This window comes from Streptomyces sp. NBC_01408, from assembly GCF_026340255.1.
GTDB lineage: Bacteria > Actinomycetota > Actinomycetes > Streptomycetales > Streptomycetaceae > Streptomyces.
Genome location: NZ_JAPEPJ010000003.1, coordinates 796,025 through 809,561, shown reverse-complemented (window position 1 = coordinate 809,561; position 13,537 = coordinate 796,025). Strand labels below are relative to the sequence as shown.

Genomic DNA, 13,537 nt, shown 5'->3' with positions numbered 1-13,537 from the left:
GCATACGGGCACCGGTCAGCGGCGGAAGCGGTGGCACAGATAGGCGAGGGTGCCCAGCAGCAGCCGGGCCTGGGGCGGGCCCCCGGCGGAGTCCAGCGCGGGCGGGCGCAGCCAGCAGACCGGGCCGAGCCCCGCCCGGTCGGACGGCGGGGCCGTCACGAACGCCCCGTGGCCCAGGGCCCGCAGGTCGAGGTCGGCGTCGTCCCAGCCCATCCGGTACAGCAGCTGCGGCAGCTCGGCCGCCGCACCCGGGGCCACGAAGAACTGCGCCCGGCCGTCCGGGGTCCCGATGACCGGGCCCAGCGGAAGGCCCATCCGCTCCAGCCGGACCAGGGCTCGCCGCCCGGCCTCCTCGGAGACCTCGATGACGTCGAAGGAGCGGCCCGCGGGCAGCAGGACCGCCGCACCCGGGTACTCGCCCCAGACCTCGGTGACCTCGCCCAGGGGGGCTCCGGCCCGGACCGTGGGGGCGAAGGCCAGGGGGTGCGCTCCGGGGGCGGTGCACCCCGGGTCCCCGCAGGAGCAGTCTCGGGCGGGCGCCGCGGCGCGGGCGCCGGGCACCGCGTCCCAGCCCCACAGCCCCGTGTACTCCGCCACCGCCGTGCATTCCGAGGTCCGGCCGCGACGCCGGACGCCGGAACGGAACTCCCTGGTGCCGCGGCTGCCGCCGATCGTGAAGCCCATGCCCATGCCCCCTCCAACGGGTCGGACGCGCCGGTGGTTACGACGTCGGCGGGACCGGCTGCCGGAGCTCCCCCGCGGGGTGGCTTCCGGTGCTGCCCGGCGCACTCCTCGCCGCGCACGCCCCGGGCGCACTCCAGTCCATCCGATCCGTTTCACCTTGGTGTCAAGTGAATCGTGCCTGGCCGGTGGCTAGTTCATTCGAAGGGGTGGCGAATGGTGGCGATTGTGGAGTCGGCCTCGCCGAAGGGGTGATCGTAGGATTACTTTCGGTGTACGAAACCCCGAAGGCGGGCCCGACCGTGGGTATGCCGGTGGCAATCAGTGAAGGACTTGTGAAGGTCCGTGGCGGCGCTTGTCGTCCCAGCCAGGGTTTCGTGTGAAGAGGCTGAGCGGATGGGGGCGTTCCAGTGAGCGGCAGCGGCGCAAGCGGAACGAGCGAGGAATCAGTTGACCGGAACGTGTCACTGACCTCTTGGTTCGTCCGCAGCGGTTGGTCCAAAGGCGAACTCGCCCGCCAGGTCAACCGCCGGGCCCGCCAGATGGGCGCCCACCACATCAGCACGGACACCTCCCGGGTCCGGCGCTGGCTCGACGGGGAGCAGCCCCGCGAGCCCGTCCCGCGCATCCTCTCCGAGCTCTTCTCCGAACGCTTCGGCTCGGTCGTCGCCATCGAGCAGCTGGGCCTGCGCACCGCCCACCAGACCCCCTCCGTCTCCGGCGTCGACCTGCCCTGGGCCGGCCCGCAGACCGTCGAACTGCTCGGCGAGTTCTCCCGCAGCGACCTGATGCTGGCCCGCCGCGGCTTCCTCGGGACCTCGCTCGCCCTCTCCGCCGGCCCCGCCCTCATCGAGCCCATGCAGCGCTGGCTCGTCCCGGTCCCGGCCGCCGACCCGGGACCACGGCAGGCGGGGCCGGCGGGCGCACTCGGCGGCCACCGGCCGCCCCGGCTCTCCGAACCGGAACTCGACCTCCTCGACGCCACCACCGTGATGTTCCGCCAGTGGGACGCCCAGTGCGGGGGCGGGCTGCGCCGCAAGGCCGTCGTGGGCCAGCTGCACGAGGTCACCGACCTGCTCCAGGAGAACCACCCGGCCCCGGTCATGCGGCGGCTCTTCAAGGTCGCCGCGGAGCTCGCCGAACTGGCCGGCTGGATGAGCTACGACATCGGCCTGCACCCCACCGCGCAGAAGTACTTCGTCCTCGCCCTGCACGCCGCGAAGGAGGCCGGGGACAAGCCGCTGGGCTCGTACATCCTCTCCGGCATGAGCCGCCAGATGATCCACCTGGGCCGTCCCGAGGACGCCCTGGAACTGGTCCACCTCGCGCAGTACGGCAGCCGCGACTGCGCCGGCCCCCGCACCCAGGCCATGCTGTATGCGATGGAGGCCCGCGCCTACGCCAACATGGGCCAGCCCAGCCGGTGCAAGCGGGCCGTGCGGATGGCCGAGGACACCTTCGGCGACGTCGGCTTCGGCGAGCCCGAACCCGACTGGATCCGCTTCTTCTCCGAGGCCGAGCTGAACGGCGAGAACTCCCACTCGTACCGCGACCTGGCGTACGTCGCCGGGCGCAGCCCCATGTACGCCTCCCTGGCCGAACCCGTCATGGAGCGGGCCGTCGAACTCTTCGGGAAGGACGACGAGCACCAGCGCTCCTACGCCCTCAACCTCATCGGCATGGCCACCGTGCACCTGCTCCAGCGCGAGCCCGAGCAGGCCGCCGTCCTCGTCGGCCAGGCCCTCGACGTGGCGGGAAAGGTGCGGTCCGAACGGGTGAACACCCGGCTTCGCAAGACCGTCGACGCCGCCGCCCGTGAGTACGGTCACGTCGCCGAGGTGGTCCGGCTCACCGACCACCTCGCCTCCCGGCTCCCCGAAGCCGCGGAGGCCGTCTGACGGCCCGCGCGGCCGCCCCAAGGCCCCGGCCGCGGCAGTCACCCCGTGAAGCCCGATCAGGCTCCCCCCAGCCAGGACATCCGGGTACTGCCGCGGCCGGCTCTGTGCTTTGCGGCTGAACCGCCGCCGCTCTCGCGGAGGTGGCTGCTCGCCGTCGTGGTTGCTCAATTGGTGGTTGCGGTCGTTCATGGCGCCGTAACACCACCGACCGCTTCGTCATCGGTACGAAACACCGAGCGGTGCCGCCGGAAACCGGCCTGCGCGAATCTCGGGGTCATTAACCGGCCAGCTCCCCCAGCCCGGCCGGACCCCTTAACGCCGCTCAGGTTTTCACGCTCGCCCGCACGCGAACGTACCGACGACGAGGAGACGCCGATGGCATCAGCCATCACGACCCTCGCGGCAGACGCCCCGACGCTGTCTGCCGCGAACACCGGGTTCATGCTCATCTGCTCCGCCCTGGTCATGCTGATGACCCCGGGACTTGCCTTCTTCTACGGAGGCATGGTCCGCGTCAAGAGCAGCCTCAACATGCTGATGATGAGCTTCATCAGCCTCGGGATCGTCACGATCCTGTGGGTCCTCTACGGCTTCAGCCTCGCCTTCGGCACCGACTCCGGCTCCCTCATCGGCTGGAACTCCGACTACGTAGGCCTCAGCGGCATCGGGATCACCGAGCTCTGGGACGGCTACACCATCCCGGTCTACGTCTTCGCCGTCTTCCAGCTGATGTTCGCCGTCATCACCCCCGCCCTGATCAGCGGCGCCCTGGCCGACCGCGTGAAGTTCGGCGCGTGGGCCCTGTTCACCGCCCTGTGGGTCACCGTCGTCTACTTCCCCGTCGCCCACTGGGTCTGGGGCGCCGGCGGCTGGCTCTTCGAGCTGGGCGTGATCGACTTCGCGGGCGGCACGGCCGTCCACATCAACGCCGGCGCCGCCGCCCTCGGCGTGATCCTGGTCATCGGCAAGCGCGTCGGCTTCAAGAAGGACCCGATGCGCCCGCACAGCCTCCCCCTGGTGATGCTCGGCGCCGGTCTCCTCTGGTTCGGCTGGTTCGGCTTCAACGCGGGCTCCTGGCTCGGCAACGACGACGGCGTCGGCGCGGTCATGTTCGTCAACACCCAGGTCGCCACCGCCGCCGCCATGCTCGCCTGGCTCGCGTACGAGAAGCTGCGCCACGGCTCCTTCACCACCCTCGGCGCCGCCTCCGGCGCGGTCGCCGGCCTCGTCGCCATCACCCCCGCCGGCGGTGCGGTCAGCCCGCTCGGCGCCATCGCGGTCGGCGTCATCGCCGGTGTGCTGTGCGCCATGGCCGTGGGCCTCAAGTACAAGTTCGGCTTCGACGACTCCCTCGACGTGGTCGGCGTCCACCTCGTCGGCGGCGTCGCCGGCTCCCTGCTGGTGGGCCTCTTCGCCACCGGCGGAGTCCAGTCCGACGTGGCCGGCCTCTTCTACGGCGGCGGACTGGAACAGCTCGGCAAGCAGGCCGTCGGAGTCTTCTCCGTCCTCGCCTACTCTCTCGTGGCGTCGGCGCTGCTCGCCTTCCTCCTCGACAAGACGATCGGCATGCGGGTCAGCGAGGACGACGAGGTCGCCGGCATCGACCAGGTCGAACACGCCGAGACCGCCTACGACTTCAGCGGAGCCGGCGGCGGGGCCTCCTCGCGGAGCACCGCCGCACCCGTCCCCTCCGCCGCAGCGAGCAAGAAGGTAGACGCATGAAGCTGATCACCGCGATCGTCAAGCCGCACAAGCTGGACGAGATCAAGGAAGCCCTCCAGGCCTTCGGAGTCCAGGGACTCACCGTCTCCGAGGCCAGCGGCTACGGCCGCCAGCGCGGCCACACCGAGGTCTACCGCGGCGCCGAGTACCAGGTGGACCTCGTCCCGAAGATCCGTGTCGAGGTGCTCGTCGACGACGCCGAAGCCAATGAGCTGATCGAGCTCATCGTGCGCGTCGCCAGCACCGGCAAGATCGGCGACGGCAAGGTGTGGAGTGTCCCCGTGGACTCGGTGGTCCGGGTCCGCACCGGCGAGCGCGGCGCTGACGCGCTCTAGGCTGAGGGAGTTCCTGGGTGACGAGCGTCGAAGAGACCACGGCGGACGATTCCAACGATCCGTCCGACTCGGGACCCAGCGGTTACGCCGCGGCCCGGCTGCGACTCCTCCAGGAGGAGTCGCGGTCCGGGCCTTCGCGGCGTTCCGCCCTGGCCGGACTGACCGACGACTGGCTGAACGCGCTGTTCAGGAGCGCCGTACGGGAAACCGGCGTGCAGGGCGCCGCCCTGGTGGCCGTAGGCGGCTACGGCAGGGCCGAACTCTCCCCGCGCAGCGACCTCGACCTGGTGCTGCTGCACGACGGCAAGGCGGAGCCGCGGGCCCTGAGCGCCCTGGCCGACCGGCTCTGGTACCCCGTCTGGGACCTCGGCCTGGCCCTGGACCACTCCGTGCGGACCCCGGGCGAGGCCCGCAAGACCGCCGCCGAGGACCTCAAGGTGCACCTCGGACTGCTGGACGCGCGGGCCGTCGCCGGGGACGCCGGCCTGCTCGCCGGCCTGCGCACCTCGGTACTGGCCGACTGGCGCAACCAGGCCGCGAAGCGGCTCCCGCAGCTGCACTCCCTGTGCCGGGAGCGGGCCGAGCGGGCCGGGGAGCTCCGCTTCCTGCTGGAACCCGACCTCAAGGAGGCCCGCGGCGGGCTCCGGGACGCCACCGCGCTGCGGGCCGTGGCCGCGTCCTGGCTGGCCGACGCCCCGCGCGAGGGGCTGGCCGAAGCCCGGCGGCGGCTGCTGGACGCGCGGGACGCCCTGCACCTGGTGACCGGCCGCGCCACCGACCGGCTCGCCCTCCAGGAACAGGACCAGGTCGCGGCGCACCTGGGACTGCTCGACGCGGACGCCCTGCTGCGCGAGGTGTACGAGGCCGCGCGGGTCGTCGCGTACGCCGGTGACGTGACCTGGCGGGAGGTCGGGCGGGTGCTGCGGGCCCGCGCGGCCCGGCCGAGACTGCGCGGACTCCTCGGTACCCGGGGCGCCCCGGCGGTGGAACGGGCGCCGCTGGCCGAGGGGGTCGTGGAGTCCGACGGCGAGGCCGTACTGGCGCTGGCCGCACGGCCGGAGCGCGATCCGGTGCTGGCCCTGCGGCTCGGCGCGGCCGCCGCGCAGGCGGGCCTGCCCGTGTCGCTGCACGCCCTGCGCAGGCTCGCGGCGCAGGCCAAGCCACTGCCGGTGCCCTGGCCGGCCGAGGCACGCGAACAGCTGCTGACGCTGCTGGGCGCGGGGGAGCCCACGGTCGGCGTGTGGGAGGCCCTGGAGGCCGAGGGCCTGATCACTCGGCTGCTGCCCGACTGGGAACGGGTGCGGTGCCGCCCGCAGCGCAACCCCGTCCACACCTGGACGGTGGACCGGCACCTGATCGAGACGGCGGTACGGGCCGCGGCCCTCACCCGCCGGGTCGGCCGCCCCGACCTGCTGCTGATGTCCGCGCTCCTGCACGACATCGGCAAGGGCTGGCCGGGGGACCACTCGGTGGCCGGCGAGACGATCGCGCGTGACGTCGCCGCCCGGGTGGGCTTCGGCGCACAGGACGTCGCCGTGCTCGGGACCCTCGTACGCCACCACCTGCTGCTGATCGACACCGCGACCCGGCGCGACCTGGACGACCCCGCGACGGTCCGCTCCGTCGCCGAGGCCGTGGGATCCATCGGCACGCTGGAAATACTGCACGCCCTGACGGAGGCGGACGCCCTGGCCACCGGCCCGGCGGCATGGAGCGCCTGGCGGGCGTCCCTGGTCGAGGACCTCGTCGCGCGGGTCGCCGCCGTCCTGCGGGGCGCGGCCCCGGCGGCCACCGAACTGGAGATCCCCACGACGGAACAGGAACGCCTGGCGGTGGAGGCCCTGCGCACCCGTGAGCCGGTCCTGGCCCTGCACGCCCGCCAGGAGGAGGACGCGGTCGGGGTGGAACTGGTCCTGGCCGTCCCGGACCAGCCCGGGGTCCTCCCGGCGGCGGCCGGGGTGCTCGCCCTGCACCGGCTCACCGTACGGGCGGCGGAGCTGCGCTCCCTGGAGCTCCCCGACCAGCTCGGCGAGGTCCTGGTGCTCCGCTGGCGGGTGGCGGCGGAGTACGGCTCGCTGCCCGAGGCGGCCCGGCTGCGCACCGACCTGGTCCGCGCGCTGGACGGCTCGCTGGACATCCCGGCGAGGCTGGCGGACCGCGAGGCCGCCTATCCGCGCCGCCGCGGGGTGGTCCCCCCGCCGCCCCGGGTCACGGTGGTCCCGGACGTCTCCTCGCTGGCCACCGTCCTGGAGGTGCGCGCCCCGGACGCGGTGGGGCTGCTCCACCGGATCGGGCGGGCCCTTGAATCGGCCGGGGTGCGGGTGCGGAGCGCGCATGTGTCGACGCTGGGCGCCAACGCGGTGGACTCGCTCTACGTGGTCGACGCGGACGGCAAACCCCTGCCCGTGCGGGAGGCCGCCGCCCTGGCCGCCGCTGTGCAGGCCGCTCTGTCCTAGCCTGCGGCGCCCTTGCCGGGGCTCTGCCCCGGACCCCGCGCCTCAATCGCCGGCGGGGCTGAAATGGCGCTCCGCGCCATCCAGCCCCGCGGGGGCGAAATCCAGCCTCCCCGGCGTTTGAGGGGCGGGGTCCGGGGCGGAGCCCCGGGAAACGGGAAGGGGCGGGGTGGGGAAAGCCGCCCGCAGGGCCTCGCCGGTGGCGCGGCCCGATACCCTGGGGGACGACCACCACGCCCCCGACCCGAGGAATCGCGACCACCGTGTTCGATACGCTCTCCGACCGCTTGGCGAATACCTTCAAGGGCCTGCGCGGCAAAGGCCGGCTGTCCGAGGCTGACATCGACGCAGCGGCCCGGGAAATCCGTATCGCCCTCCTCGAGGCCGACGTCGCCCTTCCGGTCGTCCGCTCCTTCATCGCGAACGTCAAGGAACGCGCGCGCGGTGAAGAGGTCAGCAAGGCCCTGAACCCGGGCCAGCAGGTCCTCAAGATCGTCAACGACGAGCTCGTCACGATCCTCGGCGGCGAGACCCGGCGGCTGCGCTTCGCCAAGACCGCGCCCACCGTGATCATGCTCGCGGGTCTCCAGGGTGCCGGTAAGACCACCCTCGCCGGAAAGCTCGGCCTCTGGCTGAAGGGGCAGGGCCACGCCCCGCTCCTCGTGGCGTGCGACCTCCAGCGCCCCAACGCCGTGAACCAGCTCTCCGTCGTCGGCGAGCGCGCGGGCGTCGCGGTCTACGCGCCCCAGCCCGGCAACGGCGTCGGCGACCCGGTCCAGGTCGCGAAGGACTCCGTCGAGTACGCACGCACCAAGCAGTTCGACATCGTGATCGTCGACACCGCCGGCCGCCTCGGCATCGACCAGGAGCTGATGCAGCAGGCCGCGGACATCCGCGACGCCGTCAGCCCCGACGAGATCCTCTTCGTCGTCGACGCGATGATCGGCCAGGACGCGGTCAACACCGCCGAGGCCTTCCGCGACGGCGTCGGCTTCGACGGCGTCGTGCTCTCCAAGCTCGACGGCGACGCCCGAGGCGGCGCCGCGCTCTCCATCGCGCACGTCACCGGCAAGCAGATCATCTTCGCCTCGAACGGCGAGAAGCTCGACGAGTTCGACGCCTTCCACCCGGACCGCATGGCGGGCCGGATCCTCGACATGGGTGACATGCTCACCCTCATCGAGCAGGCGGAGAAGACCTTCTCGCAGGCCGAGGCCGAGAAGATGGCGGCCAAGCTCGCCAAGGGCCCCAAGGAGTTCACGCTCGACGACTTCCTGGCCCAGATGGAGCAGGTCCGCAAGATGGGCTCCATCTCCAAGCTGCTCGGCATGCTTCCCGGCATGGGGCAGATCAAGGACCAGATCAACAACATCGACGAGCGCGACGTGGACCGCACCGCCGCGATCATCAAGTCGATGACCCCGGCCGAGCGCCAGGACCCGCACCTCATCAACGGCTCCCGCCGTGCCCGTATCGCCAAGGGTTCCGGCGTCGAGGTCAGCGCCGTGAAGTCGCTGGTCGAGCGGTTCTTCGAGGCCCGCAAGATGATGTCCCGCATGGCCCAGGGCGGCGGCATGCCCGGGATGCCGGGCATCCCCGGGATGGGCGGCGGCCCCGGCCGGCAGAAGAAGCAGGTCAAGCAGGCCAAGGGCAAGCGCAAGAGCGGCAACCCGATGAAGCGCAAGGAAGAAGAGGCGGCAGCCGCGGCGCGCCGGGAGCAGGGCCCGCAGGCGGTCGAGCCCGCGGCCGGCGGCAGCCCCTTCGGTCTCCCGGCCGGCGGCCAGGAGCAGGGGCAGGACTTCGACCTCCCGGACGAGTTCAAGAAGTTCATGAAGTAGGAAGTTCCTGAAGCAGTACGCACTCGGGTACGCGAGTGCGGGGCCCCGGCCGGGGACGTGACCAGTGGTGTCACGCGGCCGGGGCCCAGCTGTTTCTGCGGGGGCAATGATCGGGTTTGTCGCTTATGGTCGGCCGGGAGGACGGCTGAAGGAGGCGCCTGTGCCCAGTCCCACCCCCGTACCGCCCCGCGACCGGGCCGATACGCCCTGGCGCTCCGAGGGGGCCCCGCCCGCCCCCGCGCCGAAGAGGCGGATGCCGGGAGGCTGGCGGGGGCTGATCCTCACGGCGCTGATCGTCTACCTGATCGCCAACCTGGTGCTGTCCTTCTTCAACGACGGCGACGAGCCCACCATCTCCTACACCGAGTTCAGCAAGCAGGTCACGAGCGGCAACGTCTCGAAGATCTACTCCAAGGGCGACGCCATCCAGGGCCAGCTGAAGGCCGCACAGCCGCTGCCCGACGGGGACAAGGGAACGTACGGGAAGTTCGTCACCCAGCGCCCGGCCTTCGCCGACGACAACCTGTGGGCCGAGCTCACGAAGCAGAACGTGAACGTGACGGCCTCCCCGGTCGTCGTGCAGCGCAGCTTCCTGGCCAACCTCCTGCTCTCCCTCGCCCCGATGCTGCTGCTGGTCCTCCTGTGGGTGGTCGTCGCCCGCCGGATGGCCGGGCGCATGGGCGGCATGGGCGGCATGGGCGGGCTGGGCCGCAAGACCCCGCCCAAGCCGGTGGAGCTGGAGGCCGGCGCCCGGCGCACCACCTTCCAGGACGTGGCGGGCATCGACGAGGTCGAGGGCGAGCTCAACGACGTCGTCGACTTCCTGAAGAACCCCCAGCAGTACCGGAACATGGGCGCCCGGATGCCCCGGGGCGTCCTGCTGTCCGGACCGCCCGGCACCGGCAAGACCCTGCTCGCGCGGGCGGTCGCGGGCGAGGCCGGGGTGCCCTTCTTCTCCGCCTCGGCCTCCGAGTTCATCGAGATGATCGTCGGCGTCGGCGCCTCCCGGGTGCGCGAACTCTTCACCGAGGCGCGCAAGGTGGCCCCCGCGATCATCTTCATCGACGAGATCGACACCATCGGCCGGGCGCGCGGCGCGGGCGCGGGCATGGGCGGCCACGACGAGCGCGAACAGACCTTGAACCAGATCCTCACCGAGATGGACGGCTTCACCGGCTCCGAGGGCGTGGTCGTCCTGGCCGCCACCAACCGGGCGGACGTCCTGGACCCGGCACTGACCCGCCCGGGCCGCTTCGACCGCACGGTGGTCGTCTCCCCGCCCGACCGCGCCGGCCGTGAGGCCATCCTGCGCATCCACACCCGCGAGATCCCGCTCGCCGAGGACGTGGACCTGGCCCGGGTGGCCCTCAGCACCCCCGGCATGACCGGCGCCGAACTGGCCAACCTGGCCAACGAGGCCGCGCTGCTGGCCGTCAGACGAGGGCAGCGGGAAGTCACCCGCGCCGACCTGTCCGACGCCCTGGAGAAGATCCAGCTGGGTGCGGAGAGGTCACTGGTCATGCCGGAGGAGGAGCGCCGCCGTACCGCGTACCACGAGAGCGGGCACGCCCTCCTGGGCATGCTCCAGCCCGGCGCCGACCCGGTCCGCAAGATCACGATCGTGCCGCGCGGCCGGGCGCTCGGCGTCACCCTCTCCACCCCGGACGCCGACCGGTACGCCTACACGGAGCAGTACCTGCGCGGCCGCATCATCGGGGCGCTCGGCGGCATGGCGGCCGAGCACGTGGTCTACGACGTCATCACCACGGGCTCGGAGAGCGACCTCGAACAGGTCACCGCCCTCGCCCGCGGGATGGTCGGCCGCTGGGGCATGAGCGAACGCGTCGGCCGCCTCACCGCCATCCCGGCCGACGCGCAGAGCCCCTACGGCCTGTCCGCGGCCCCCGCCACCCTCGACGCGGTGGACCACGAGATGCGGCGCGTCGTGGACGAGTGCTACGAGGAGGCCTGCCGGCTCCTGGGCGAGCACCGCCCGCAGCTCGACACCCTGGCGGAGGCCCTCCTCGCCGCCGAGACCCTCGACGAGGCGGCCGCCTACGCCGCCGCCGGGATCCCGCGCCTGACCAAGGGCCACGAGCCCGAGACGCCCGAGACGTCCCAGGCGCCCTGAGGCGCCCGAGACGCCTGACGGGCCCTGGGGACGCCCGGCCGAGACCGGCCGGTCTACCCCCGGACCGCGCGGGTGGACCGGCCGCGCGCCGGCCGCCCCTACGGCACCCGGGCGATCACGTACCGGAAGATGTTCGGCAGCCACACGGCGCCGTCGGGCCGTTCGTACGGGTGGAGGGCCTCCGCCAGCTCCTTCTCCGCCAGCGCCGGGTCCGCCATCCCGAAGGGCGCGGCGGCCCCGGTGGAGCCGCCGCCCGCGCCGGAGTACAGCCCCGTCGACAGCAGCCCGCGCACCGCGCTGTCCACGTCCGCGTACCCGAACGGGCAGAAGACCCGCCCCGACCCGTCCGGCCGCAGACCGGCCCGCTCCACGAGCCCGTCCAGGTCCCGGGGGACCGGCCCGCCGCCCAGTACCGCGGGCACCGTGCAGCGCTCCGCCGGACCCCAGCCGGCCAGCACCACGGCGCCGCCGCGCCGGACCGCGGGCAGGGCCGTGGTCAGGGCCGCGGGATCCGGGGCGAACGCGAGCAGCGCGTCGTAGGGGCAAGCGGCGGCGGGCGGGGCCGCCAGCACCTCCAGCAGCCGTTCGCGGGCCAGGGCCCGCCGGGCCGGATCCGCCTCCACACCCGTGGCCACGGCTCCCCGCCCGGCCGCCAGCAGCAGGGGCAGCCCGGCCCCGCAGTCGAGGCCGAGCAGCCGGTCGCCCGGCCCGACCTCCAGCCGGTCGTAGACCGCTTCGTACAGCGGTACCAGCATCCGTTCCTGGATCTCTGCCCAGTCCCGGGCGACGAGCGTCGCCGTCGGCGTCGGTGTCATCGAAAGAGCGCTCCTGATTCCATGTCGCCCCCTTGCCCCCGTTGCCAGAGAACTCCCCATTGGCCCCCGCGTCCAGAGGAGCGCGCCACCCGATTCACGCTCGATTCACGCTGGGCGCGTCTGGCGCCGTACCATTCGCGCCATGGCAAAGGCACCCGTTCTCACCCCGCAGGCGGAGGATTTCCCCCGCTGGTACCAGGATCTGATCAACAAGGCCGAGCTGGCCGACAACGGTCCGGTGCGCGGCACCATGGTCATCCGGCCGTACGGCTACGGCCTGTGGGAGCGGATGCAGCAGGAGATGGACGCGCGCATCAAGGACGCGGGCGCCCAGAACGCGTACTTCCCGCTGTTCATCCCGCAGTCGTACCTGACGAAGGAAGCGGAGCACGTCGAGGGCTTCGCCCCCGAGCTCGCGGTCGTCACGCACGGCGGCGGCAAGGAGCTGGAAGAGCCGGTCGTCGTCCGGCCCACCTCCGAGACGATCATCAACGACTACTTCTCCAAGTGGGTCCAGAGCTACCGCGACCTGCCCCTGCTGATCAACCAGTGGGCCAACGTGGTCCGCTGGGAGATGCGCCCGCGCGTGTTCCTCCGTACGAGCGAGTTCCTGTGGCAGGAGGGGCACACGGCCCACGCCACGTACGAGGACGCACGCGAGTACGCCGCCCGGATCCACCGCGACGTCTACGGCGACTTCATGACGAACGTCCTCGGTATCGACGTCGTGCTCGGCCGCAAGACCGCCAAGGAGCGCTTCGCCGGCGCCATCAACACCCTCACCCTTGAGGGCATGATGGGCGACGGCAAGGCCCTCCAGCTGGGTACGAGCCACGAGCTCGGCACCAACTTCGCCAAGGCCTTCAACACGCAGTACCTGTCGAAGGAAGGCAAGCAGGAGCTCGTCTGGCAGACCTCGTGGGGCGTCTCGACCCGCATGGTCGGCGGCCTGATCATGTCCCACGGCGACGACAACGGCCTGCGCGTCCCGCCGCGCCTCGCGCACGTCCAGGTCGTCGTCATGGCGATCAAGGGCGACGAGGCCGTGGCGAAGGTCCGCGAGCTGGGCGCCCAGCTCAAGGCCGCCGGCCTGCGCGTGCAGGTCGACGACCGCGTGGACACCCCCTTCGGCCGCCGCGCCGTCGACTGGGAGCTCAAGGGCGTACCGGTCCGCATCGAGATCGGCCCCCGCGACCTGGAGGCCGGCACCGCGATGCTGGCCCGCCGGATCCCGGGCGGGAAGACCCCGGTGCAGATCGACGCGCTCGCCGACCTGCTGCCCAAGGTGCTCGACGAGGACCAGGCGCAGCTGCTGCGCGAGTCCCGCGAGCGCCGTGAGGCCCGCACCTCGGACGTGGCGACCATCGAGGAGGCCGCCGAGGCCGCCGTCGCCGGTGGCTGGGCGCGGATCCCGTGGGCGGACCTGGGCCCCGAGGGCGAGGCGAAGCTGGCCGAGCAGGCCGTCTCCGTGCGCTGCCTGATCGCCGCGGACGGGTCGGTTCCGGAGGCGGACGACGCCCCCGGTACCCTCGCGATCGTCGCGCGCTCGTACTGAGCGGCTCCTACGCCCCGGCGCGCGGCAGCAGCCGCACGCCGGGGCTGATGCCTGCCGGTCGTCGTTACGTACCGACTCCTCCTGAGATCGGCGCACCCGTCCTCCTCCG

9 protein-coding genes are annotated in these 13,537 nt (G+C 72.6%); 7 read left to right on the top strand and 2 right to left on the bottom strand.

All coding sequences use genetic code 11. From position 1 onward, the window contains the following. Positions 1 to 15 precede the first annotated feature (15 nt). Entirely contained in the window at positions 16 to 684 is a 669-nt protein-coding gene (locus OG447_RS31140) for a bifunctional DNA primase/polymerase (protein WP_266940878.1), read from the bottom strand. Positions 685 to 1,148: 464 nt separating this feature from the next. Here OG447_RS31140 and OG447_RS31135 point away from each other — a divergent pair, with 464 nt between their 5' ends. From OG447_RS31135 to ftsH, 6 genes are all read left to right on the top strand, one after another. Then, positions 1,149 to 2,579: a hypothetical protein gene (locus OG447_RS31135; RefSeq protein ID WP_266940992.1), complete on the top strand. Its 1,431-nt coding sequence runs from the start codon at positions 1,149 to 1,151 to the stop codon at positions 2,577 to 2,579. 375 nt (positions 2,580 to 2,954) lie between these two features. Beyond that, positions 2,955 to 4,301: an ammonium transporter gene (locus tag OG447_RS31130; protein ID WP_266940876.1), complete on the top strand. Its 1,347-nt coding sequence runs from the start codon at positions 2,955 to 2,957 to the stop codon at positions 4,299 to 4,301. Beyond that, entirely contained in the window at positions 4,298 to 4,636 is a 339-nt protein-coding gene (locus OG447_RS31125) for a P-II family nitrogen regulator (RefSeq protein WP_266940874.1), read from the top strand. Before OG447_RS31130 ends, OG447_RS31125 begins: the two co-directional genes overlap by 4 nt. Positions 4,637 to 4,653: 17 nt before the next feature. Further along, complete coding sequence (locus OG447_RS31120; protein ID WP_266940872.1) at positions 4,654 to 7,092, top strand: [protein-PII] uridylyltransferase; 2,439 nt, start codon at positions 4,654 to 4,656, stop codon at positions 7,090 to 7,092. Between the two features lie 260 nt (positions 7,093 to 7,352). Further along, positions 7,353 to 8,927: a signal recognition particle protein gene (gene ffh / locus OG447_RS31115; protein ID WP_266940870.1), complete on the top strand. Its 1,575-nt coding sequence runs from the start codon at positions 7,353 to 7,355 to the stop codon at positions 8,925 to 8,927. Between the two features lie 253 nt (positions 8,928 to 9,180). After that, positions 9,181 to 11,058, top strand: coding sequence for an ATP-dependent zinc metalloprotease FtsH (gene ftsH / locus OG447_RS31110; RefSeq protein ID WP_266940990.1), 1,878 nt, complete (start codon positions 9,181 to 9,183; stop codon positions 11,056 to 11,058). 98 nt (positions 11,059 to 11,156) lie between these two features. Here ftsH and OG447_RS31105 read toward each other — a convergent pair whose 3' ends face one another. After that, a complete protein-coding gene (locus OG447_RS31105) occupies positions 11,157 to 11,873 on the bottom strand; it encodes a class I SAM-dependent methyltransferase (protein ID WP_266940868.1) in 717 nt (238 codons plus the stop codon). A gap of 142 nt (positions 11,874 to 12,015) precedes the next feature. On the opposite strand from OG447_RS31105, the gene proS reads away from it, so the two are divergent. Then, positions 12,016 to 13,428, top strand: coding sequence for a proline--tRNA ligase (gene proS, locus OG447_RS31100; protein WP_266940866.1), 1,413 nt, complete (start codon positions 12,016 to 12,018; stop codon positions 13,426 to 13,428). Positions 13,429 to 13,537 lie beyond the last annotated feature (109 nt).